This window comes from Streptomyces sp. NBRC 109706, from assembly GCF_000974485.1.
In the GTDB taxonomy this organism is placed as follows: Bacteria; Actinomycetota; Actinomycetes; order Streptomycetales; family Streptomycetaceae; genus Streptomyces.
Window position 1 is genome coordinate 270,291 of the sequence record NZ_BBOM01000008.1, and the last position, 22,412, is coordinate 292,702.

The 22,412-nt window shown below is 71.9% G+C and carries 19 protein-coding genes; 13 read left to right on the forward strand and 6 right to left on the reverse strand.

Features of this window, described 5'->3' with window-relative positions:
- The first annotated feature begins 24 nt into the window (after positions 1 to 24).
- The 6 genes from AOM46_RS18365 to AOM46_RS18390 all read left to right on the forward strand — a co-directional run bounded on the left by AOM46_RS18365 (position 25) and on the right by AOM46_RS18390 (position 6,206).
- Complete coding sequence (locus AOM46_RS18365) at positions 25 to 933, forward strand: ABC transporter permease (RefSeq protein ID WP_062213264.1); 909 nt, start codon at positions 25 to 27, stop codon at positions 931 to 933.
- A complete protein-coding gene (locus AOM46_RS18370) occupies positions 926 to 1,726 on the forward strand; it encodes an ABC transporter ATP-binding protein (RefSeq protein ID WP_370592737.1) in 801 nt (266 codons plus the stop codon). Before AOM46_RS18365 ends, AOM46_RS18370 begins: the two co-directional genes overlap by 8 nt.
- A gap of 146 nt (positions 1,727 to 1,872) precedes the next feature.
- Entirely contained in the window at positions 1,873 to 2,772 is a 900-nt protein-coding gene (hpnC, locus tag AOM46_RS18375; protein ID WP_234313843.1) for a squalene synthase HpnC, read from the forward strand.
- Positions 2,773 to 2,785: 13 nt separating this feature from the next.
- On the forward strand, positions 2,786 to 3,715 hold the full coding sequence (hpnD, locus tag AOM46_RS18380; protein WP_062213267.1) for a presqualene diphosphate synthase HpnD: 930 nt from the start codon (positions 2,786 to 2,788) through the stop codon (positions 3,713 to 3,715).
- Complete coding sequence (gene hpnE / locus AOM46_RS18385; RefSeq protein ID WP_078856944.1) at positions 3,712 to 5,139, forward strand: hydroxysqualene dehydroxylase HpnE; 1,428 nt, start codon at positions 3,712 to 3,714, stop codon at positions 5,137 to 5,139. The genes hpnD and hpnE overlap by 4 nt, the downstream gene beginning before the upstream one ends.
- Entirely contained in the window at positions 5,136 to 6,206 is a 1,071-nt protein-coding gene (locus AOM46_RS18390; RefSeq protein WP_062213268.1) for a polyprenyl synthetase family protein, read from the forward strand. The genes hpnE and AOM46_RS18390 overlap by 4 nt, the downstream gene beginning before the upstream one ends.
- 404 nt (positions 6,207 to 6,610) lie before the next feature.
- Here the strand turns inward: AOM46_RS18390 and AOM46_RS18395 are convergent, their stop codons facing one another.
- Complete coding sequence (locus AOM46_RS18395; protein ID WP_062213275.1) at positions 6,611 to 7,468, reverse strand: tyrosine-protein phosphatase; 858 nt, start codon at positions 7,466 to 7,468, stop codon at positions 6,611 to 6,613.
- Positions 7,469 to 7,568: 100 nt separating this feature from the next.
- Here AOM46_RS18395 and AOM46_RS18400 point away from each other — a divergent pair, with 100 nt between their 5' ends.
- The 5 genes from AOM46_RS18400 (at position 7,569) to AOM46_RS18420 (ending at position 11,599) form a co-directional block, all read left to right on the forward strand.
- Positions 7,569 to 8,246, forward strand: a complete 678-nt coding sequence (locus tag AOM46_RS18400) for an alpha-ketoglutarate-dependent dioxygenase AlkB (RefSeq protein WP_062213277.1) — start codon at positions 7,569 to 7,571, stop codon at positions 8,244 to 8,246.
- 167 nt (positions 8,247 to 8,413) lie between these two features.
- Positions 8,414 to 10,135 carry a sensor histidine kinase KdpD gene (locus AOM46_RS18405; RefSeq protein WP_158920477.1) on the forward strand — a complete coding sequence of 574 codons (1,722 nt, stop codon included), beginning with the start codon at positions 8,414 to 8,416 and terminating at the stop codon, positions 10,133 to 10,135.
- Between the two features lie 82 nt (positions 10,136 to 10,217).
- Entirely contained in the window at positions 10,218 to 10,634 is a 417-nt protein-coding gene (locus AOM46_RS18410) for a roadblock/LC7 domain-containing protein (protein WP_062213761.1), read from the forward strand.
- Positions 10,635 to 10,689: 55 nt separating this feature from the next.
- Positions 10,690 to 11,016: a DUF742 domain-containing protein gene (locus AOM46_RS18415; RefSeq protein ID WP_062213762.1), complete on the forward strand. Its 327-nt coding sequence runs from the start codon at positions 10,690 to 10,692 to the stop codon at positions 11,014 to 11,016.
- On the forward strand, positions 10,994 to 11,599 hold the full coding sequence (locus tag AOM46_RS18420; protein ID WP_062213283.1) for an ATP/GTP-binding protein: 606 nt from the start codon (positions 10,994 to 10,996) through the stop codon (positions 11,597 to 11,599). Before AOM46_RS18415 ends, AOM46_RS18420 begins: the two co-directional genes overlap by 23 nt.
- Before the next feature lie 25 nt (positions 11,600 to 11,624).
- Here AOM46_RS18420 and metG read toward each other — a convergent pair whose 3' ends face one another.
- Positions 11,625 to 13,364, reverse strand: a complete 1,740-nt coding sequence (gene metG, locus AOM46_RS18425) for a methionine--tRNA ligase (protein WP_062213285.1) — start codon at positions 13,362 to 13,364, stop codon at positions 11,625 to 11,627.
- Between the two features lie 166 nt (positions 13,365 to 13,530).
- On the opposite strand from metG, the gene AOM46_RS18430 reads away from it, so the two are divergent.
- Positions 13,531 to 14,742: an anhydro-N-acetylmuramic acid kinase gene (locus tag AOM46_RS18430; protein WP_234313844.1), complete on the forward strand. Its 1,212-nt coding sequence runs from the start codon at positions 13,531 to 13,533 to the stop codon at positions 14,740 to 14,742.
- A gap of 47 nt (positions 14,743 to 14,789) precedes the next feature.
- Here AOM46_RS18430 and AOM46_RS18435 read toward each other — a convergent pair whose 3' ends face one another.
- From AOM46_RS18435 to AOM46_RS18450, 4 genes are all read right to left on the reverse strand, one after another.
- Positions 14,790 to 16,940: a bifunctional diguanylate cyclase/phosphodiesterase gene (locus tag AOM46_RS18435; RefSeq protein ID WP_062213291.1), complete on the reverse strand. Its 2,151-nt coding sequence runs from the start codon at positions 16,938 to 16,940 to the stop codon at positions 14,790 to 14,792.
- Complete coding sequence (locus tag AOM46_RS18440) at positions 16,937 to 17,749, reverse strand: SAM-dependent methyltransferase (protein WP_062213293.1); 813 nt, start codon at positions 17,747 to 17,749, stop codon at positions 16,937 to 16,939. The genes AOM46_RS18435 and AOM46_RS18440 overlap by 4 nt, the downstream gene beginning before the upstream one ends.
- A gap of 377 nt (positions 17,750 to 18,126) precedes the next feature.
- Positions 18,127 to 19,371, reverse strand: a complete 1,245-nt coding sequence (locus AOM46_RS18445; protein ID WP_062213296.1) for a transglycosylase family protein — start codon at positions 19,369 to 19,371, stop codon at positions 18,127 to 18,129.
- 222 nt (positions 19,372 to 19,593) lie between these two features.
- Complete coding sequence (locus AOM46_RS18450) at positions 19,594 to 20,532, reverse strand: phosphatase PAP2 family protein (protein ID WP_370592738.1); 939 nt, start codon at positions 20,530 to 20,532, stop codon at positions 19,594 to 19,596.
- 583 nt (positions 20,533 to 21,115) lie between these two features.
- On the opposite strand from AOM46_RS18450, the gene AOM46_RS18455 reads away from it, so the two are divergent.
- Positions 21,116 to 22,303 (forward strand): ROK family transcriptional regulator, encoded by a 1,188-nt coding sequence (locus AOM46_RS18455; protein WP_062213299.1) that lies wholly within the window; start codon positions 21,116 to 21,118, stop codon positions 22,301 to 22,303.
- Positions 22,304 to 22,412: the final 109 nt, after the last annotated feature.

Genomic DNA, 22,412 nt, shown 5'->3' on the forward strand with positions numbered 1-22,412 from the left:
CCCTGCGAGGACGAAAGTTTCAAGGTGAGTGAGACCACGCACGACAGTGCGTCCCCCCGCGATCTGCCACTGGCCGAACTCGCGGCCCGTCATGGTCTGTCCGTCAGCGGTGCCCGGCCCTCACTGCCGCAGTACATCCGGCAGTTGTGGGGCCGTCGCTACTTCATCCTCGCCTTCTCCCAGGCGAAGTTGATGGCCCAGTACAGCCAGGCGAAGCTCGGCCAGCTCTGGCAGGTCTTCACCCCGCTGCTCAACGCCTTGGTCTACTTCCTGATCTTCGGCCTGCTGTTGGGCGCTCGTGCCGATATGACGAACCACGAGTACATCCCGTTCCTGGTCACCGGGGTGTTCGTCTTCACCTTCACCCAGCAGTCGGTGCTCTCCGGGGTCAAGTCGATCTCCGGCAACCTCGGCCTGGTCCGCGCACTGCACTTTCCCCGGGCCTCGCTGCCGATCTCGTTCTCGCTGCAACAACTTCAGCAACTGCTCTACTCGATGATCGTGTTGGTGGTCATCGTGGTCAGTTTCGGGCACTTCCCGAGGTGGACCTGGTTCCTGGTGGCCCCGGTGTTGCTGTTGCAACTGGTCTTCAACCTCGGCCTCGCCATGATCATGGCCAGGCTGGGCTCCTCGACTCCCGACCTCGCCCAGCTGATGCCCTTCGTCCTGCGCACCTGGATGTACGCCTCGGGCGTGATGTTCCCGCTCGGATACATGGTGGAGCGGGCGGACGGTCCCCCCTGGCTGGGAGAGGTGCTGGAGGCCAATCCGGCCGCCGTCTACATGGACCTGATGCGCAACGCGTTGATCGACGGCCTCTACGATGACAGCATGCTGGCCACCTGGCTGTTCGCCGTCGGTTGGGCAGTGGTGGTCGGCATCGGGGGATTCCTGTATTTCTGGAAGGCGGAGGAGCGGTACGGCCGTGGCTGACTGGAACATTCCCGCCCCCATCAGGGTGGTCGACGACGGGCGCGTCCCCACCGTGATCGCCGACGATCTGCACATCGTCTACCGCGTCAACGGCGCCGCCAAGCGCGGCAACGCCACCGCCGCGCTCCGCCGGATCATCAGGCGCGAGCCCAACACCCGCTTCCGCGAGGTGCACGCGGTGCGCGGCGTCAGCTTCGTGGCCTACCGGGGCGAGGCCATCGGCCTGATCGGCTCCAACGGCTCCGGCAAGTCCACCCTGTTGCGCGCCATCGCCGGCCTGCTGCCGCCGGAGACCGGCAGGGTGTACACCGACGGACAGCCCTCGTTGCTCGGCGTCAACGCCGCCCTGATGAACGATCTCACCGGCGAGCGCAACGTCATCCTCGGCGGCCTGGCGATGGGCATGACCAGGGACCAGGTGCGCGAGCGGTACGAGGGCATCGTCGAGTTCTCCGGCATCCAGGACAAGGGCGACTTCATAACCCTGCCGATGCGGACCTACTCGTCCGGTATGCAGGCGCGGTTGCGGTTCTCCATCGCCGCCGCCAAGGACCACGACGTGTTGATGGTCGACGAGGCGTTGGCCACCGGCGACAAGAAGTTCCGGCGCCGTTCCGAGGAGCGGATCCGGGAGATGCGCGCGCACGCCGGCACCGTCTTCCTGGTCAGCCACAACAACAAGACGATCAGGGACACCTGCGACCGGGTCCTCTGGCTTGAGCACGGCAAGTTGATGATGGACGGCCCCACCGACCAGGTGCTCAAGGCCTACGAGGAGGAGACCAACAAGTAGGCGTGGGCGGCCGGGTGGCCGGTGGGGACCGGCCGTGACCGGCCGTCCTCGGGCAGTGGTCGGGGTAGCGTGTCCGGACGCGGATTCGTCGCATATCAAGGTAGAAATACGAGCATGACGGCAATGGTGATGACGGGCTGGGCCCGGTGACCGCGACGGCCGACCAGGCCTCGGCGGCGGTGCTGGCCAAGGCCGCTCACGAGAACTTCCCGGTCGCTCCGCGCTTCCTCCCCCGCGCCTGGCGGGACGATCTGATGGCCGTCTACGGCTATGCCCGACTGGTGGACGACATCGGCGACGGCGATCTGCCGCCGGGCGGCGCCGACGCCACCCTGCTCGGCGTCGACCGGGAGCAGTCCTCGGACCGGCTGGCCCTGCTGGAGGCGCTGGAGGCCGACCTCGGCCGCGCCTTCGCCGACCGGGGCCCCGGCCCCCGGCACCCGCTGCTCGTCCGGCTGGTCCCCACCCTCCGACGCGCCGGCCTCACCCCGGAGCCGTTCCGCGCCCTGATCGAGGCCAACCGGCTCGACCAGCACGTCCGCCGCTACGAGACGCAGCGCCAACTCCTCGACTACTGCGAGCTGTCCGCCAACCCCGTCGGCCGCCTGGTGCTGGCCATCACCGACACGGCGACGCCCGAGCGGGTGCGCCGCTCCGACGCCATATGCACCGGGCTCCAGCTGGTCGAGCATCTGCAGGATGTCGCCGAGGACCTGGCACAGGGACGCGTCTACCTTCCCGCAACCGCCATGCGAAGATTTCGGGTGAGTGAGAACGATCTTCTCGCCCCCAGCGCCAACGCCTCGGTCCGCACCCTGGTCGCCTACCAGACCGAAAGGGCACGTAGGCTGCTGGACGAGGGCGCCCCCCTGGTGGGCAGCGTCCACGGGCGGCTGCGGCTGCTGCTCGCCGGATTTCTCGGCGGCGGCTACGCGGCGGCCCGCGCCATCGCCGACGCCGGGTACGACGTGCTGGCCGGCCCCCCACGCGCCAGCAAGGGCCGCCTGGTCTTCGCGGCGGCAACCGCACTGCGACGAGGAACGTGAGGCTCGACAGCCCGTGACCAAGAGCCCACCGACGTCCCCTGCCGTAGAGGCCGCCTACCAGTACTGCGAGACCGTCACCGGCCAGCAGGCCAAGAACTTCGCCTATGGCATCCGACTGCTGGCGACGCCGAGGCGGCGGGCGCTCTCCGCGCTGTACGCCTTCTCCCGCCGGGTCGACGACATCGGCGACGGCCCGCTCCCGGTCCCGGCCAAGGAGGACCGGCTGCGCGAGACCCGCGAGCTGCTGGCCAGGATCAAGGCCGACGAGATCGCCGAGGACGCCACCGACCCGGTCGCCGTCGCCCTCGCCGACACCGCGCGCCGCTACCCCATCCCGCTGAGCGCCCTCGACGAGCTGATCGACGGCGTGCTGATGGACGTCCGGGGGCGCCGCTACGAGACCTGGGAGGAGCTGCGCTCCTACTGCCGATGCGTCGCGGGCGCGGTCGGCCGCCTCTCCCTCGGTGTCTTCGGCACCCAGCCGGGCGCGCGCGACGCGGACCGCGCCCCCGAGTACGCCGACACCCTGGGGCTCGCCCTGCAACTCACCAACATCCTCCGCGACATCAGGGAGGACGCGGGACACGGGCGGAGCTATCTCCCCGACGAGGAGCTGCGGAAGTTCGGCCTCACCGACGGCGCCCACCACCATCCGCCTCGCGAGGACGCCGACTTCGCCGGCCTGGTGCGCTTCCAGGTGCGCCGCGCCAGGGAGCTGTTCGCCGACGGATTCCGGCTGTTGCCCATGCTGGACCGCCGCTCCGGCGCCTGCGTCGCCGCCATGGCCGGCATCTACCACCGGCTGCTCGACCGTATCGCCGCCGATCCGGAGGCCGTGCTGCGCGGCCGGGTCGCATTGCCGACCGCCCAGAAGGCCCTGGTCGCCGTCCGTGGCCTGGCCGGGCTCGACGCCCGCAGGGCCGCGCTCAGGGAGCGGCCATGAGCGCCCCGGGGCGCCGCGCCCTGGTGGTGGGCGGCGGGCTCGCCGGGATCACCGCCGCCCTGGCCCTGGCGGCCCAGGGGCGCCGCGTCACCCTGCTGGAGACCAGGCCGCGACTGGGCGGCCTCGCCTTCTCCTTCCGCCGCGAGTCCGCGGTGGGCGAGCTGACCGTGGACAACGGGCAACACGTCTACCTCCGCTGCTGCACCGCCTACCAGGGGTTGCTCGACCGGATCGGCGGCGCCCAACTGGCGCCCGTGCAGCGCCGGCTCGACGTCCCCGTGGTGGACGCCGAACGCGGCGTCCTCGGCCGCCTCACCCGGTCGGCGCTGCCGGTGCCGCTGCACCTGGCCGGCGGGCTGGCCCGCTATCCGCATCTGACGCTCGGGGAGCGCGCCGGCGTGGCCCGCGCCGCGCTGGCCCTCGGCCGGCTCGACCCGGCCGATCCCGCGCTCGACGAGCTGAGCTTCGCCGACTGGCTGCGCGCCAGGCGGCAGAGCCCGGCGAGCATCGCCGGACTCTGGGACCTGGTGGGCGTCGCCACCCTCAACGCCAGGGCGGAGGACGTCTCCCTCGGCCTGGCCGCCAAGGTGTTCCGCACCGGGCTGTTGAGCAGGCCGGCCGCCGCCGACATCGGCGTGCCCATGGTGCCGCTCGGCACCCTCCACGACGAGCTGGCCGGCGCGGCGCTGGACCGGGCCGGCGTCCGCACGTTGCTGACCACCAGGGCCAGGGCCCTGCGCACCGCCCCCGGCGGCGGCTGGCGCCTCGCGATCAGCACCAGGCCGGGGCAGGGCGACGGCCACCGCCCCGACCAGGAGCTGGACGCCGACATCGTGGTGCTCGCCGTCCCCCAGCAGGCCGCCCACCGGCTGCTGCCGCCGGGGTCCCTGCCGGACGCGGACCGGCTGCTGCGCATCGACAGCGCACCGATTCTCAACGTGCATGTCATCTACGACCGTCCGGTGCTGCGGCTGCCCTTTGTCGCCGCCGTCAACAGCCCGATCCAGTGGGTCTTCGACCGCACCGGCCCCGCCGGCCTCAACGCGCTGCCGGCGGCGCGCCACGGGCAGTACCTGGTGATCTCCCAGTCCGCGGTCACCGAGGAGATCCAGCAGCCGGCCGAGGTGCTGCGCAAGCGTTATCTGCCGGCGCTCAGCCGCCTGTTGCCCAGGGCGGCCGAGGCCCGGCTGCTCGACTTCTTCGTCACCCGGGAGCGCACCGCGACCTTCGCGCCCACGCCGGGCGTCGGCCGGTTGCGGCCCGGCCCCGTCACCGGCGTCCCGGGTCTGTTTCTTGCCGGGGCGTGGACGGCCACCGGCTGGCCGGCCACGATGGAAGGCGCGGTGCGCAGTGGTCTCGCCGCGGCACGCGCCGCGGCCGAGGGAGAGTCCACCGCCCACCGACCGGCTAAGGAGCCCGTGTGAACCCGGCCGCCCCCCTTCGTGACCACCTGCCCGATATCGTCCCCGACCTGCTGGAACGCTCCCGGGCGCTGGTGACTCCCGCGCTGCGCGTCGCCGTCGACCGGCTGGCCTCGCCCATGGACACCGTGGCGGCCTACCACTTCGGGTGGATCGACGCGGCGGGTCGGCCTTCCGAGGGCGACAGCGGCAAGGCCGTGCGCCCCGCGCTGGCGCTGCTCTCGGCGGAGGCGGCCGGCGCCGATCCGGCCGTGGGCGTGCCGGGCGCGGTGGCCGTCGAGCTGGTCCACAACTTCTCGCTGCTGCACGACGATCTGATGGACGGCGACGAGCAGCGTCGTCACCGGGACACCGTGTGGAAGGTGCACGGTCCCTCCCAGGCGATCCTGGTGGGCGACGCGCTCTTCGCGCTGGCCAGCGAGATCATCCTGGAGGGCACCGACGTCAACGCGGTGCGCGCCGCCCGCCGACTGGCCGTCGCCAGCCGGCAGTTGATCGACGGCCAGGCCCAGGACATCGCCTTCGAGCACCGGGAACAGGTCACCGTCGACGAGTGTCTGGCCATGGAGGGCAACAAAACGGGCGCCCTGCTCGCGTGTGCCGCGTCCATCGGCGCGGTACTGGGCGGCGCGGACGACCGGACGGCCGACGCGCTGGACTCCTTCGGCCGGCATCTGGGCCTCGCCTTCCAGGCGGTGGACGATCTGCTGGGCATCTGGGGCGATCCGAACAGCACCGGCAAGCTGACCTGGAGCGACCTCAGACAGCGCAAGAAGTCGCTGCCGGTGGTCGCGGCGATGGCCGCCGAAGGGCCGGCGGCGCGGCGGCTGACCGCGCTGCTGATGGCCGACGCGAAGAAGTCGCAGCGGGAGTTCGAGGACTTCGACGAGGGCGAGTTCGCGGCCAGGGCCGAGCTGATCGAGGAGGCAGGCGGCCGCCGCTGGACCGCCGACGAGGCCAGACGCCAGTACGACATCGCGGTCGACGCCCTGGCCGATGTGCCGCTGCCCGACCCGACCCGGGACGAACTCCTGGCGCTGGCCGACTTCGTGGTGATCCGCAGCAAGTAGCCATCCGGCGCCGGGCCACGGCGGCGACGGCGGGTGGGTGGCCGGCGACCGCTGCCGGACGTCGGCCGGTGCGAGGTGCGCTGCGCACGGCTGCGCGGTCGTCTCCGGTTTTCGACCGCCGGGCCCGACGGGGGCCGGGCGTTCTCCGGCACCGTTCGCCCGACGGCTGGCCGGCAGTGACCGTCGCGCGTCCCGAAGGTAGCGCGGCCGGCCGCCCGCCCGCGCCCGAGGCGCCGAGCCGGCCACCGCACACGGGATCGCGCCGTGCCGGCGTGCTTCCAGCACTCTGCCGCCGGCTTCCGCCAGCCCGACAGGACCACGATCCGGCTACGCCCGCCGTCTCTGAGCCAGCCGGCGCCCGCCGCCGGGCCGACCGGCCGGTTTCCGGTGCCCGGGGCCGGCGCTTACCCGGGGACGCGTCCGCCCGTCCGGTGGTCGTCGTTCGGCAGGGGAACCGCGGGGGTGAGCAGGTGGGTTCCGAGGCGGGCGCGGTGGGTGGGGGTGAGGCCGAGGGCGGTGGTCAGATAGGCGTCGGTGCCGCCCCAGTCCCGGTCGATGGTGTCGAAGGCCGTCGTCAGATACTCGATCCTGGCGTCGAACATCGGCGCCAGCAGCTCCTGGATCTCCTGGTCGAGCGCCGTCAGTTCCCTCTCCTCGCCCGAGCTCGCGCGCCGGAGTCGGTAACGGCGGTGCGCGGCGTTGGACTTGAGATAGTCCTCGGCGATGGTCTCGCGGCTCACGCCCACCGCGAGCAGTACCACCGCGACCGTCAGCCCGGCGCGGTCCTTGCCCGCCGCGCAGTGCAGCAGCGCGGGGACGTCGCCCGCGGCGAGCGCGCGCAGCACCCGGCCCTGCTCCTCGGTGCGGGTGCGGATGATCTCGCGGTAGCTGTCGCACATCTGGCGGACGCCCTGCCCCTCGGCGAGCGCCCGGCGCAGCCGCTTCACCTCGCCCCGGCGCACCAGCTCCCAGAAGGCGCCGCCGGCCGCGGGGTCGCTCAGCGGGATGTTGACGTGGCGCACGCCGGGCAGCGGCACATCGTGCCCGTCCAACGCCTGGTCGGCCGCGTTACGGAAGTCGAAGACGGTGTGCAGGCCGAGGGAGTTGAGGAACGCCTGGTCGGTCTCGGTGGCGTGGGCCAGGTGCCCGCTGCGGAACAGGCGGCCGTGGCGCACCACCCGGCCGTCCGTGGTGGGCAGGCCACCGACATCGCGGAAGTTGCGTATGGCGTCGAGCGCAGGTTCGGTTGACGGTTCGGTCATCGAGCCTCCTTACGATCGGGGCCGGGGCGCGGCCCCTCGCGACCCTATGTCACCCCTTGGGCCGGCCGGAATTGTCAGTGCCGGTCCGCATGATGGGGGCATGAGTGATTCGGACGCCGGCCTCGACGGCGCGTTGTTCCCGCTGGCCGCCCGCCTGGTCGCGCCGGGTGCCGTGCATCTTCCCGGCTGGCTGGACGAGGGGCGGCAGCGTGCCCTGTTGGCCGCCTGCCGGGAGTGGGCCCGGCCGCCCGCGGGGCTGCGCACGGTCCGCACGCCGTCCGGGCCGATGTCGGTGCGCCAGCTCAGCCTCGGCTGGCACTGGTACGCCTACGGCTATGCCCGCACGGTGGTCGACGGGGACGGGGCGCCGGTGAAGCCGTTCCCCCGCTGGCTGGGGGAGTGGGCCGGCGAGGCGGTCGCCGCCGGACTGCCCGAGGAGGCGCCGCCCGCCGGCGCGTTCGATGTGGCGCTGGTCAACCACTACGGGCCCGATGCCCGGATGGGCATGCATCGGGACAGCGACGAGCGGTCGCCCGCGCCCGTGGTCTCGTTCAGCCTGGGCGACGCGTGCGTCTTCCGCTTCGGCACGGCGGAGAGCCGGGGCCGCCCCTGGACGGACGTGACGCTGCGCTGCGGCGACGCGTTCGTCTTCGGCGGTCCGGCGCGGCTGGCGTACCACGGGGTGCCACGCACCCTGCCCGGCAGCGGGCCGCCGGCGCTCGGCGTGGTGGGGCGGCTGAATATCACCGTGCGCGTCTCCGGGCTGGCCGACCCGTAGCGCCGTCCCTCGAAGGAGACATCAGGCGTGCCACGGTCAAGTCGGTTGGTCATATTCACTCGATGGGAGCTGGCGAGGGGTGGCGATTGCCGGAACTATGCCTGTTCGCCTGCCTGTTGACCCATAGCGTGGCTTCCGCAGACTTGACCGGCCGGATAAGGACAGCCATGCCAGAACAGCTACGCCAGGTGCCCCGCACCGCCCGCCACGGCCGGCAGCACGGTCGCGGCTCGGCGCTTCGGGAGCCGGGGTTCCGGCGCCGGCTGCTCTGCCTGGCCCTGTTCCCCGCCTCGGCGGTCGCGTTGGTCGCGGCCCTGGCCGTCGGCATTGTCTTACAGAGCCGCCCGCCCGCCGACGGTCGTGCCGGCGATGCCGCGCTCTGGGCGGTGCTCTGCGGGGCGACCCTGCTGGTCGGCGCGGTGCTCGCGGTGGCCGCCATGCTGGCGGGGGCCGAGGCCGCCTCCCAGGCCACCCGGCTGCACGGGCTGCGCCGCCAGGCGGCCAGGGGGCGGGTGGAGTTGCAGGCGCTGCTGGACCAGGTGGAGCGCGGCGAGCGGATCAGGCCGCCCGAGGGTCCGCCGCCGAGCGAGCCCGGCGATCAGCCGCTCGATCTGCTCCGCCACGAGATCGCGGCCAGCCGGTACGCCGCGGAGACCGCCGTCGCCCAGGCGGTGGCGCTGGCCGACGACCGCGCCGTCGCCGACGAACGCGTCGAGGTCTTCGTCAACCTGGCGCGCCGGATGCAGTCCTTCGTGCACCGACAGATCGAGTATCTGGACGAGTTGGAGCACGATGTGGAGGACCCCGAGCTGCTCAAGGGGCTCTTCCACCTGGACCATCTCGCCACCCGGATCCGCCGCCACGCGGAGAACCTCGCGGTGCTCGGCGGCGCCATCTCGCGTCGGCAGTGGAGCCGCCCGGTGCGGATGTCCGAGGTGCTGCGCTCCTGTATCGCGGAGGTCGAGCAGTACTCCCGGGTCAAGCTGGTGCCGCCCGTCGAGGGCACGGTGCGCGGTCACGCGGTCGCCGACGTGGTGCATCTGCTGGCCGAACTGGTCGAGAACGCGACGGAGTTCTCGGCCCCCCAGACCCATGTGCTGCTCCGCGTCGAACGGGTCACGGCCGGCCTCGCCATCGAGGTGGAGGACCGCGGCCTCGGCATGACACCGGCCGAGCAGGGGCGGATGAACGCCGTGCTCGGCGGCACCGAACGCCATCCCGTGAGCGCGCTGCTGGAGGAGGGCAGGGTCGGCCTCTTCGTCGTCGCCACGCTGGCCAGGCGGCACCAGATCGGGGTCCGGCTGCAGAGCAACATCTACGGCGGAGTCCAGGCGGTCCTGGTCCTGCCGCACGAGCTGTTGGGCGACGAGTCCGAGGGGCACTTCACACCGGGGCAGACCATGGGGCCGCGCTGGGGCACCGCCCCCCGTTTCCCCTCCACGCCCAGCGGGGCCGAGTCCAGGCCGCCGGCGCCGCTCCCCGCCGTCCCCTCCATCGCCCCGGCCCCGGCTCCCGCCGCCCCGGCCGCCCCCGCCGCGTCACCGGAGCAGCCCGCGCCCGCCAACGCGCCCGCCAAGACGGCCAAGACGGACAAGACGGCCACGGCGAAGGCGCCCACCAAGCCACCCGTGCCGGCGCCCGCGAAGACGGCCGCCCCGTCGACCGCCGCGTCGGCCGCCCCGCGTCCCGTCGAGGCGTCCGCCGCCGGCCGGGACCATCGGCCGCCGTTGCCGCGCCGCCGTCGTCAGCAGCATCTGGTCCCGCAGCTGCGGGACGCCGCCCCGCTGCGCCCGGCGCCGGTCGACGAGGAGGTGCAGCCGCCCGACCCCGGCCTGATGGCCGCGTTCCGGCGCGGCGCCAGCCTGGCCGAGGAGTCCGAGGGCCGCTGAGCCCCGGGCGTCGCCGTCCGTATCGCCGCCCTCGCGGCACCCGTCCGTCCGCTCCCGCCTGCCCAAGGAGATGAAGGTGATCATGGCGAGCGATCCCCCCAGGGGTCAACAGCCCGATCTCGGCTGGCTGTTGACCGGCCTCGTCGAGCGGGTCCCACATGCCCGCAGCGCGTTGCTGCTGTCGACGGACGGCCTGGTGAAGGCCGCACACGGGCTGGAGCGGGACGCCGCCGAGCAGCTGGCCGCGCTCGCCTCCGGGCTGCACGCCCTGGCCAGGGGCGCCGGCGCCCGATTCGCCGAGGGTGGCGAGGTGCGGCAGGTGGTGGTGGAGTGGGAGTCGGCGCTGCTCTCGGTGGCCAGCGCCGGCCAGGGGTCCGTGCTGGCCGCGCTGGCCGACCGCAGGGCCGATGTGGCCGTGCTGGGCTATGAGTTGACGCTGCTGGTGAAGAGCGTCCGCTCCGTCCTGGAGACCCCGCTGCGCCTGCCGGCCGGGTACTGATCCGGTGGTCGGACACCCGTGCGGCGCGTGGCTCGACGAGGACGCCGGGCGGCTGATGCGCCCGTACACCGCGAGCGACGGTCGCACCAGGCCCCCGGTGCGCCTGGATCTGATGACCCTGGTGATGGCGACCGGGCGGGCGGTGCGCCGGGAGGCGCCGGGGCCCGAGCACCACCAGGTGCTGAAGCTGTGCTCGGGGCCGATCTCGGTCGCCGAGATCGCCGCCCAGGTGCGGCTGCCGGCCACCGTGACCAAGGTGCTGCTGGGCGACCTGCTGGCCTGTGGCGCGGTGACCGTCGACGCGCCGGCCGCGACCGGCGCATCCCCGACCGACCGAGAACTGTTGGAGGCGGTGCTGCGTGGACTCCGCGAACGGCTCTGAGCCCTTTCCCACCACGGCCAAGATCCTGGTCGCCGGCGGCTTCGGCGTGGGCAAGACCACCCTGGTCGGGGCGGTCAGCGAGATCGAGCCGTTGAGCACGGAGGAACTGCTCACCCAGCTCAGCGCCGAGACCGACAGCCTGACCGGGGTCGAGCGCAAGACCACCACCACGGTGGCAATGGACTTCGGCCGGATCACGCTGGACAACCAGCATGTGCTCTATCTGTTCGGCACCCCCGGCCAGGAGCGGTTCTGGTTCGTCTGGGACGAGCTGTGCCACGGGGCGTTGGGCGCCGTGGTGCTGGCCGACACCCGCCGGCTCGAACACAGCTTCCCCGCGGTGGACTTCTTCGAGCGCCGGGGCGTCGGCTTCGTGGTCGCGGTCAACGAGTTCGACCACGCCGTCCGTTACACCTCCGACGAGGTGCGGACGGCCCTGGACCTCGACGCCCGGGTGCCCGTCGTCAGCTGTGACGCGCGGAAGGCGGCGTCGGCCACCCGGGTGCTGGTCGCGCTGGTGCGCCATCTGATCGCCACCCGCGAGGGCGACGAGGCCCAGCCCCCGCCGACGGATCGATCCTGACGCCGGCGGAGGCGGGGCCCTCGGCTCAGCCCTCCTCGCCGCCGAACCGTTCGCGGTAGGCGGCCAGATCGTCGTCGGTGAGCTTGGTGAAGAGCACCGGCGGCACGGTGAACGGGGTGCCGGCCGCCACCGTGTCCAGGGCGCGGGCCGCGTCGGCGGTCACCCAGTCGGTGTCGAGCCGGGCCCTGGCGTCCGCGTCCGTCGGCGTGAAGACCTCGCGGATGGCGGCCGAGGTGAACGGGATGAACGGCTCGGAGACCACCGCGTAGAGATGGATCAGGTTGATGGCGGTGCGCAGCGTCAGCGCCGCGGCGTCCGGATCGGCCTTGATCTCCTTCCAGGGGGCCTTCGACTCCAGATAGACGTTGCCCGCGCTCCACAGCGCGCGCAGCGCGAACGCCGCCTTGCGGAACTGCAGTGCCTCCAGCTGCTGTTCGTACTCGGCCAGCAGCCCGGCGACCTCCTCGCCCAGCGCCCGCTCCGCCTCGCCCGGCTCGTGCCCGGCGGGCACCTCGTCCCCGAACCGCTTGCGGGAGAACGACAGCACCCGGTTGACGAAGTTGCCCAGGGTGTCGGCGAGATCCTTGTTGACCGTGGAGGAGAACAGCTCCCAGGAGAACGCCGAATCGTCCGACTCCGGCGCCGACGCCATCAGGAAGTACCGCCAGTAGTCGGCGGGCAGCAGCTCCAGCGCCTGGTCGGTGAAGATGCCGCGGTTCTGCGAGGTGGAGAACTTGCCGCCGTAGTAGGTGAGCCAGTTGAGCGCCTTGACGTAGTCGACCTGCTTCCACGGCTCCCTGGTGCCCAGCTGGGTGGCGGGGAACATCACGGTGTGGAACGGCACATTGTCCTTGGCCATGAACTCCGTGTACCGGACGGTGTCGTCCGCCTCGTACCACCAGGAGCGCCAGTCCCGCGACTCGCCCTCGCCGGCCGCGTCGGCCCACTCCTTGGTGGCGCCGATATAGCCGATCGGGGCGTCGAACCAGACGTAGAACACCTTGCCCTCGGCGGCCAGTTCGGGCCAGACATCGGCCGGCACCGGGACGCCCCACGCCAGGTCCCTGGTGATGGAACGGTCGTGCAGGCCCTCCGTCAGCCACTTCCTGGCGATGGAGGAGGCCAGCGTCGGCCACTCGGCGCCATGGCGCTCGACAAAGGCGTCGACCTCGGGCTCCAGCTTGGACTGGAGCAGGAACAGGTGCTTGGTCTCCCGCACCTCCAGGTCCGTGCTGCCGCTGACGGCCGAGCGGGCGTCCAGCAGATCCGTGGGGTCGAGCACCCGGGTGCAGTTCTCGCACTGGTCGCCGCGCGCCGCCTCGTAGGCGCAGTACGGGCAGGTGCCGACGATATAGCGGTCGGGCAGGAAACGGCCGTCGCTGATCGAGTAGACCTGGCGGGTGGTGCGTTCCTCGATGAAGCCGTTCTCCGCCAGGCGTCGGGCGAAGTGCTGGGTGATCTCGATGTTCTGCGCGGACGAGGTGCGCCCGAAGTAGTCGAACTTCAGGCCGTAGCCGTCGTAGATCGCCTTCTGGGCCTGGTGCTGCTGGGTGCAGAACTCGTCCACCGGCAGCCCCGCCGCCTGGGCCGCCAGCTCGGCGGGTGTGCCGTGCTCGTCGGTGGCGCAGATATAGAGCACCTCGTGTCCGCGTTGCCGTAGATAGCGGGCGTAGACATCGGCGGGGAGCATCGAGCCGACCATGTTCCCCAGGTGCTTGATCCCGTTGATATAGGGCAACGCACTGGTGATGAGGTGTCGGGCCATCCTCGGATGCTCCAATGGTGAGAGGAATGAGCAGGCAGTGACGGGTCACGGAGGGTGACGGATCACTTTCATGGACTTCACTTATCCTACCGAGCCGACAACGGGCGATCTCACAGTGTTTTCGACTGCGGGTTCCCCCGGGCGGCCCGCCCTCGGGGCGCTTCGGGTGATCGGTCTGCTCAGCGGCACCTCCCATGACGCGGTGGACGCGGTCGTCGCCGATCTCTCGTTCGCGCCCGAGCCAGGCGAGGCGCCGGACGAGCGGGTGGTGGTGCGGCCCCTCGGGATGCTCGGCGTGCCGCTGCCGCCCGAGCTGCGCGAGGCGCTGACCGAGAGCCTTCCGCCGGCGGAAACCACGCTGGAGCGGGTCTGCCGACTCGACACCTGGCTGGGCCAGTTCTTCGGCCGGGTCGCGGCCAGCGCCGATGCCGAGCTGGCCGGTGGCGCCACCGATCTGGTCGCCTCGCACGGCCAGACCGTCTTCCACTGGACCAGCGGCGCGCGGGCGCTGGGCACCCTGCAGCTGGGCGCCGCCGGCTGGATCGCGGAGGCCACCGGGCTGCCCGTGGTCTCCGACTTCCGCACCCGGGACATCGCCAAGGGCGGACAGGGCGCCCCGCTGGTGCCGCTGCTCGACGCCCTGCTGCTGCTCGGCGGCGACGGCGACGGCGAAGGGGGCGGACCCGGCGGCGCCGGCCGGGGCGTTGTCAATCTGGGCGGGATCGCCAACATCACCGCGCGGGACACCGCCGGCCGGCTGGTCGCCTATGACGTGGGCCCGGCCAACGCGCTGATCGACGCCGCCGTGGTGGAGACCAGCGGCGGCGCGCTGCGGATGGACGTCGACGGTGCCGCCGCCGCCCGCGGGCGGGTCGATCCCGCGCTGCTGGCCCGGCTGTTGGCCGAGCCCTACTACCGGCTGCCGCCGCCCAGATCCACGGGGAAGGAGCTGTTCCACGCCGGCTATCTCCGGGACCGGCTGCCGGCCGAGCCGATCGCGCCCGACGATCTGGTCGCCACCGTCACGGAGTTGACCGCCGTGCTGGTTGCCGAGGCCGCCGCGGGACTCGGGCTGACGGAGCTGCTGGTCTCGGGCGGCGGGGTGCGCAACCCGACGCTGCTCGCCCGGCTGCGCGCCCTGGCGGCGCCCGCCGAGGTGCGCCCGACCGACGAGCTGGGGCTGCCGTCGGACGCCAAGGAGGCGCTGCTGTTCGCGCTGTTGGGCTTTCTCACCCTGCACGGGCTGCCGGGGAACGTGCCGGCGGCGACGGGCGCGGCGGAGGCCGCCGTGCTGGGCTCGATCACCCCGGGCGCCGGCCCGCTGCGGCTGCCACCGCCCCGCGCCCGCCGGCCGCGCCGGCTGGTGATCGAAAGCTGAACGTGCCCCCATGGCCCGGGGCGTTCCGGGCCGTGGGGGCGTCGCGCTCAGACCGCCTCGGGCAGCCGCTCCGGCGGGCCCGGCCTGGCGTAGTACCAGCCCTGCGCCGAATCGCAGCCGAGATCGCGCAGCTGCTCGGCCTGGGTGGAGGTCTCCACGCCCTCCACGGTGACCGAGAGGCGCAGCGCGTGCGCCAGCGACACGATGCCCTCCACGATCTTGAGATCCACCGGATCGGCCGGGGTGCGCTGCAGGCCCTGGGTGAAGGAGCGGTCCAACTTCAGTGTGCTGGCGGGCAGTCGGCGCAGATTGGCGAGGTTGGAGTATCCGGTGCCGAAGTCGTCGAGGGCGATCCCCACGCCCAGCTCGGCCAGCTGCCGCAGCGGCCGCAGCTCATGCTCGTCGGCCCGGATCATCGCCGTCTCGGTCACTTCGAGGCAGAGCGCGCTCGGCGGCAGGCCCGCCTCCTCCAGCACCGCGACGGTGTCCTCCACCAGCTCGGGATGGTGCAGCTGACGGGGCGAGAGATTGACGTTCACCCGCAGCGGACGGGGGCCGCCGATGCCGCGCACCTGCCATTTGCACGCCTGCCGGACCGCCTCCTGCAGCACCCAGCGGCCCAACGGCACGATCAGCCCGGTGTGTTCGGCGAGCGGGATGAACCGGTCCGGGCCGAGCACCCCGTGCCTGGGGTGGCTCCAGCGCACCAGGGCCTCGGCGCCCTCCAGGCTGCCGTCCTCCATCTTCACCAGTGGCTGGTACTCGATGAAGAACTCGCAGCCCTTGAGGGCCGCCGGCAGATGGTGGGTGAGGTGGTGGCGGCTGATCGCCCGGGCGTCGGAGTCCGGATCGGCCAACGCGTAACGGTTGCCGCCCTCGGCCTTGGCCCGGTACATGGTGATGTCGGCGCTGCGCAGCACCTCGGCCGAGGTGAGGTTCCGCGTGGGCCCCTCCACCACGCCGATGCTGGCCCGCACCATCAGCTCCCGGTCGCCGACCGTGACCGGCGTGGCCAGCGAGGCCAGCGCGCGGCGCGCCAGCTCGGCCACCGCGTCGCTGGTCGGCGGGTCGATGATCAGCGCCACGAACTCGTCGCCGCCGATCCTGGCCAGCATCTGGCCGGGGCCGGCCGCGCACGCCTGGAGGCGTTCGGCCACCGCGATCAGCAGCTGGTCGCCCACCGCGTGCCCCAGGCTGTCGTTGACCGCCTTGAAACCGTCCAGATCCAGATAGCAGAGGCCCACCCGGCTCTGCTGCGAGCCAGCGGCCAGGGCCTGTTCCAGCTTCTCGAAGAACATCGACCGGTTGGGCAGATCGGTGAGCGCGTCATGGGTGGCCTGGTAGCGCAGCCGGAGGTTGAGCAGCCGACGCTCGGACACGTCCTCCATCATCGCCAGCATGTAGCGCGGGTCGCCCTCGGCGTCGCGCAGCAGGGACACCGTCAGATTGGTCCACAGCACGGTGCCGTCGCTGCGGCTGTAGGGCTTCTCCACCTGGTAGTGCTCGCGTTCGCCGCGCATCAGCTCCCGCTGCATCCGCCACATCTCGGGCGAGTCCTCGGGATGGGTCCAGTCCAGCACGTTGCGGACCTGCGGCGGGGTGGACTGGCCGCCCATCATCCGGGCGAAGGAGTCGTTGGTGTCGATGATGTTGCCGTGGATATCGGCGATGCCGATGCCGAGCGCGGCGTCCCTGAAGACGGCGCGGAACCGCGTCTCGCTCTCGTGGAGGGCGTTGGCGATCTCGGTCTGGGCGGTCAGGGCGGCCACCGACAGCGATTCCTGCTCGCTGCGGGTGCGTTCCTGGAGGGCGCGCGCGAAGCCGGCGGAGATCGCGTGCTGGAGGCGGGCGCACCGGCTGCGCGCCTCCTCCTGGCCGAGGGCGGCGATATCGGCGCAGTACAGGAGCAGATAGGCGTCGACCACGCCCAGCACCCTGGGCAGCGCCTCGGGCGCGGTGCAGTGCGCGGCGACCAGCGCCTCGCCGACGAAGACCCCGGGGCTGGGGTCGAAGGGCTGGGCGCGCAACGCCCTGGCCAGGCGTTCGGCGAGGGCCGTCAGCAGGCCCTCGAACTCCCGCTTGGTCATGGAGGTGGTGGTGGCCGGATAGACCGCGCGGCACCAGATGGTGGCGAAGCGCCGCAGCCCGTCCGGCGGCAGGGAGGGCGTGGGGGTGGGGGTGTGCGGGGAGTCGGTCACGCCGTGCGCCCCACCCCGGCGATGCCGCTGAACGCCAGCGGGTCCTCGTCCTCGATCGCGTCCTCGGGCCGCCAGTGGCCCAGGGGGACCAGGCCGGGATCGACCAGCTCGAAGCCGTCGAAGAAACGGGCCACCTCGGACTCGCCGCGCATCACCAGATCGGAGCCGTTCCCGCGGTACACCTCGGTCAGCTCGTCGCCCTGGTCGGCGGTCACGGGGCCGTTGTCGACGGAGGCGTGGGTGAGGATCAGAAGGCTGCCGGGGGCCAGCGCGTCGCGGAGGGTGGCGACCTTCTCCAGCGGCTTCTCCTCGTCGTCCAGGAAGTGCAGCAGCGCGACCAGGAGCAGGGCCACCGGCTTGCCGAAGTCGAGCAGTCGTGCGGCCTCCTCGCTGTGCAGGATGGCCTCGGGTTGCCGGAAGTCCGCGGCGACGATGTCGGTGCGGGGGACGTTTTCCAGCACCGCGCGGCTGTGGGCGACGGCGACCGGATCGTTGTCCACATAGAGCACGTCGGCCTCGGGGCACGCCTGTTGGGCGACTTCGTGGACGTTGCCATGGGTGGGTATTCCTGAGCCGATGTCGAGGAATTGGGTGATGCCCTCGGCCACCGCGTAGCGCACCGCCCGACGCATGAACGCGCGATTGGCCTGCATGATCTTGGGGAGGCCGGGAAACACCTCCACCGCCCTGCGGGCCACGACGCGGTCGACCTCGAAATTGTGCGAGCCGCCGAGGTAATAGTCGTACATGCGCGACACGCTCGGCACGGACAGATCAATGCCCTGTGGTGCCCAGGTGGGTCGTTCCATTGACGTCTCCAATGTCCCCTGCATATGCGCTAAATGGCCCCGACGGATGAGACTACTGACCCCGCGCCAGTTCAGGGAAGGAAACGGAAGGTCAACCTCCTCCTGTTGGGCGGGTACTGGAGCATCTGTCCCGATTGACGGACGCGTCACACCCGCCCGACACGCGCGGGTTCCGCGCGCTCCGGGGGCGTTCGCCCTCGTGGAGAAGGCGAAGCGGATCGTTCAAAGCCCGTGCGATATGGCCGAGTTCGAACGGTCGCAAACTTCTTCGGTCTTCTTCGAAACAGGCCGCGACGCCTCGCGGGACACCGCCGGGCGGCGTCCCGCGCGTCGCCGGCGGGCCGCGAGGCCGGATTCTGGCCGAGACTCGACGCCGCTCAGAGGGTGACGCCGTTGTTCCTGAGGTATGCGACCGGGTCCACATCGGTGCCGAACGCCTCGCCGGTGCGGATCTCGAAGTGCAGGTGCGGGCCTGAGGAGTTGCCCGTGGAGCCGGCGCGGCCCACCCGCTGCCCGGCGCTCACCGGCTGCCCCTCCGACACCGAGATCGCGGAGAGATGGGCGTACTGGCTGTAGTGGCCGTCCCCGTGGCGCACGATGACCTCGTAGCCGAACGATCCGGACCAGCCGGCCGAGACGACCTGACCGTCCGTCACCGACTTCACCGTGGTGCCGGTGGAGACGGGGAAGTCGACGCCGGTGTGGTAGCCGAGGGACCAGGAGCCGCCGGAGGCGTGGTACGCGGTGCCGGTGCCGGCGTCGACGGGGGAGTGGTACGCGGCGGCGGCTGGCGCCGGATCCTCGGCGCGCTCACCCTGCGGCTCCTCGACGGGCTCCGGTTCGGGCTCGGGCTCCGGCTCCGGCTCCGGCTCGGGCTCCGGCTCCGGCTCCGGCTCTGGTTCCGGTTCAGGCTCGGGTTCTGGTTCGGGCTGTTCGGCGGGCTGCTCCTGGGAGGCGCGCAGTTCCAGCCGCTGGCCCGGGAAGATCAGGTTGGGATCGCCGCCCACCGTGCCCCGGTTGAGGTCGTAGAGCGACTGCCAACCGCCGGAGACACGGTGGGTCTCGGCGATCTCGGAGAGGGTGTCACCGCTGACCACCTCGTGGCGCTCCGGGGCGTCGGTCGTCGTCGCCGCCGCTGCCTGCCGCACCGGCTCGGCCTCCGCCTCCTCGGCGGCATCGCTGTCCGTGTCCCGCTCCGCGTCCCGGTCCGTGCCCGTGGCCGGCGAGATGGCCGGCCGCGGGCCGCCCCGGTCGAGACCGGCCCGCACCGAGCAGGTGGGCCAGGCCCCGGGGCCCTGCCCCTGCAGCACCTCTTCGGCGACGGCGATCTGCTGGTCCCTGGTGGCGAGGTCTGCGCGCGCGGCATACGCCGTGCCGCCGTACTCCTCCCAGGTGCTCTGCTGGAACTGTAAGCCGCCGAAATAGCCGTTGCCGGTGTTGATGTCCCAGACGCCGCTGCTCTCGCACTCGGCGACCTGTTCCCAGGTCTCCAACGGGGCCGCGCCCGCCCCGCTCGCGTTGACCAGTGGAAGTGCCAGACCCGCGCCGCCCGCCGTGACGGTCAACGAGGCGCGGGACACCGCGCTGGGTCGGTAGCGGCGGTGGCGCCCACGTCCGGACATCTGCTGTTCCCTCCCCGACGAGACCCCTGGCACCGCGTCATTTCCACGTGCGGACAGGGCAGTTGGCCCCAACGATATGGGGCGGACAATCGGTGCGGCAAGGGAGCGAAAGGCGCGCCGGCCGACCGCCGGCGGCGCCGTTCAAGATCCCGACGGGAGATCCCGAGGGAGATCCCGATGAAACCAGGGGGACACGCGGCCGGCGGTCGAACAATGGCGCTTTCAGTGGTCCTTGGGGGCGAGCCCGGCCTCCGGGGCCGCGAGTTCCTGTTTTTTCCGGAGGGTGGCGATCTCCCGGTCCCCGTCGCCCACGCTCCCGACGGCGCCGACCTCGGGCGTCCGGGCCGGATCGGTCACCTCGGTGGTCGGCACCCTTCTGTTGCTCGCCGGGGCGGCGGCCCGTGCGGCCGACGCGGCGGCGCGCAGCGGTGGCCTGAGGAAGTAGAGCACCGTGCCGAGGATCGCGCAGGCGACCAGCCCGTCCATCCAGTAGTGGTGGGCGGTGGCCACCACGGCGAGCGCGGTGATCAACGGATGCAGCAGCCAGAGCCAGCGCAGTCGGCTGCGGGTGGCCACGATCAGCCCGACGGCGATCAGCACCGCCCAGCCCACATGGAGGGACGGCATCGCGGCGAACTGGTTGGCCATCGAGTTGGGGTCGGGTTTGTCGTAGACGGCCGGGCCGTACTCCAGGCCGGTGTCGATCATCCGCAGCGGCCGGAAGAGCCGGGGCGGGGCGAGCGGGACCAGCAGATGGAGCACCAGGGCGGCACCGGTCAGCCAGGTGATCGTCCACCGTATCCAGACGTAGAAGCCCGGACGGCGCCAGTACATCCAGATGAGAAAGACCACCGTGGCCGGAAAATGCACCGTCGCGTAGTAGACGTTTATGAACCTGATCAATGCCTCGCTGTGCAGTACCAGATCCTGAACGGCGGCCTCGCTGGGCAGTCGCAGGAAGCGCTCCAGATCCCAGACGCGTTCGGCGTTGGCATAGGCGTCGTCGAACTGGCCGTTGGCCGCGCGCCTTCCCAGTTTGTACGCCAGATAGAGCGCCCCGACGAGCAGCAGCTCCCGGATCAGCGGGGGTCTCGGCGAGGGCGCCGGGCGTTGCCGGTCTCGCAGGGGGCGGAGCATCTTTGACGCTCTGGTGAGTGGCATAGGCAGCATTCCCGAATGGCAGGGGTGTCGATCGCGGTCTGGGATACGCGTGGGAACCTGCTCTTCCCGCTTCGATCTTCAGTTCCCTGAGGCGAGTTTACGGCGGTCTTTCTCTCGGCTGCCCAGGGGGCGGACCGTGCACACCCCTGCCTGGTCGTTCCCCGGCTCGCTGCGGCGCTCCGACCGGGCAAGGTGGGCCAGGAGAAGGGCTTCCCCCGGTCGGGTGAACGGGCGTTGAGTGGACGTGGAGAAGACGGGAGGAGGAGACGTTCCGTGCGGCGCGACCGGGTCGCGGAGGCGTCCCGAAACGGGCCCGACGCGGCCTCCCGTTGCCCGTTATCTCGCCGTTATCTCACCGTTGCCGCCTGGGGTGCCGCTGTCCAGGCGTTGAAGGGGTGGACGTTTTAGCAGGTCAGAGGGGCGCCTCGGGAATCTTTGTCCTCACCGAGGAGAAAGTTCAAGCGATCCATGCGGAACTTCTTCCCAGCCGGCCCCGCCACTGCTACATTCCCACGGCAAGCCCGGCATGGACCTCGTGTCGGGGATCGATGCCGACGGTGGCGGGAGGGGCAGCGTGAGGCGCATGACGGCTCGGCCCGCGAACGCGCACCAGGCGCGGTTGCTACGGCTGTTGCGCGACGCGGGGCCGAGTTCCCGGGCTCAACTGGGCGACCAGATCGAACTGTCCAGGTCGAAGCTGGCGGTGGAGATCGACCGCCTGTTGGGGACCGGCATGGTGGTCGGCGACGGCTTCGCCGCCTCCCGTGGCGGTCGACGTTCGCACAATGTCCGGCTCGCGCCCGAACTGCGGTTCCTGGGCGTGGACATCGGCGCCACCTCCCTCGATGTGGCGGTCACCGGACCGGAGTTGGAGATCCTCGGCCATCTCACCGAGCGGATGGACGTCCGCGAGGGGCCGGTCGCGGTCTGCGAGCAGGTCCTGTCGATGGCGCAGAAGCTGCGCGACGCGGGCCTGGCCGAGCACTTCGACGGCGCCGGGATCGGCGTCCCGGGGCCGGTGCGCTTCCCCGACGGGGTGCCGGTGGCACCCCCGATCATGCCCGGCTGGGACGGCTTCCCCATCCGTGAGGTGCTCAGCCAGGAACTCGGCTGTCCCGTCATGGTGGACAACGACGTGAACCTGATGGCCCTGGGGGAGCGGCACGCCGGAGTCGCCCACTCGGTACAGGACTTCATCTGCGTCAAGATCGGCACCGGCATCGGCTGCGGTGTGGTCGCCGACGGCAAGGTGCACCGTGGTGCCACCGGCAGCGCCGGCGACATCGGGCACATCCAGGTGGAGGCCGACGGACGGCAGTGCCCCTGTGGCAACCGAGGCTGCCTGGAGGCGTACTTCGGCGGCGCGGCCCTGGCCAGGGACGCCGAACAGGCGGCCAGGGACGGTCGATCCGTCGAGCTGGCCACCCGGCTCTCCGCGGCCGGCGGTCTCACCGCGTCCGACGTGGCCGCCGCGGCCTCGGCCGGCGACGTGGCCTCGTTGGACCTCATCCGACAGGGCGGCGCCCGCACCGGACAGGTGATCGCCGCCCTGGTCAGCTTCTTCAATCCCGCACTCGTGGTGATCGGCGGCGGGGTGACCGGTCTCGGCCACACGCTGCTCGCCAGCATCCGCACCCAGGTCTACCGGCAGTCGCTGCCGCTGGCCACGGGCAACCTGCCCATCGTTCTCGGTGAACTGGGCCCCGTCGCCGGCGTGACCGGCGCCGCGCGCCTGATCAGCGACCACCTCTTCAGCTACACCCCTACCTGATACCTGACGTGAAGCCGTAGCGACCGAACCGAACCGGCCCTACCGGGGCTCGCTCCAGCCTCCCCGGACAACCGGCGTATCACCGCACCGCCCCCGCCCTACCCCCGCA

What these genes read in the sequence shown, in the direction of transcription:
- hpnE (WP_078856944.1), top strand. Translation starts at nt 3,712, where the DNA reads ATGAGCGCCCCGGGGCGCCGCGCCCTGGTGGTGGGCGGCGGGCTCGCC.
- AOM46_RS18395 (WP_062213275.1), bottom strand. Translation starts at nt 7,468, where the DNA reads ATGACCGAACCGTCAACCGAACCTGCGCTCGACGCCATACGCAACTTC.
- AOM46_RS18400 (WP_062213277.1), top strand. Translation starts at nt 7,569, where the DNA reads ATGAGTGATTCGGACGCCGGCCTCGACGGCGCGTTGTTCCCGCTGGCC.
- AOM46_RS18405 (WP_158920477.1), top strand. Translation starts at nt 8,414, where the DNA reads ATGCCAGAACAGCTACGCCAGGTGCCCCGCACCGCCCGCCACGGCCGG.
- AOM46_RS18410 (WP_062213761.1), top strand. Translation starts at nt 10,218, where the DNA reads ATGGCGAGCGATCCCCCCAGGGGTCAACAGCCCGATCTCGGCTGGCTG.
- AOM46_RS18415 (WP_062213762.1), top strand. Translation starts at nt 10,690, where the DNA reads ATGCGCCCGTACACCGCGAGCGACGGTCGCACCAGGCCCCCGGTGCGC.
- metG (WP_062213285.1), bottom strand. Translation starts at nt 13,364, where the DNA reads ATGGCCCGACACCTCATCACCAGTGCGTTGCCCTATATCAACGGGATC.
- AOM46_RS18440 (WP_062213293.1), bottom strand. Translation starts at nt 17,749, where the DNA reads ATGGAACGACCCACCTGGGCACCACAGGGCATTGATCTGTCCGTGCCG.
- AOM46_RS18445 (WP_062213296.1), bottom strand. Translation starts at nt 19,371, where the DNA reads ATGTCCGGACGTGGGCGCCACCGCCGCTACCGACCCAGCGCGGTGTCC.
- AOM46_RS18450 (WP_370592738.1), bottom strand. Translation starts at nt 20,532, where the DNA reads ATGCCACTCACCAGAGCGTCAAAGATGCTCCGCCCCCTGCGAGACCGG.
- AOM46_RS18455 (WP_062213299.1), top strand. Translation starts at nt 21,116, where the DNA reads ATGACGGCTCGGCCCGCGAACGCGCACCAGGCGCGGTTGCTACGGCTG.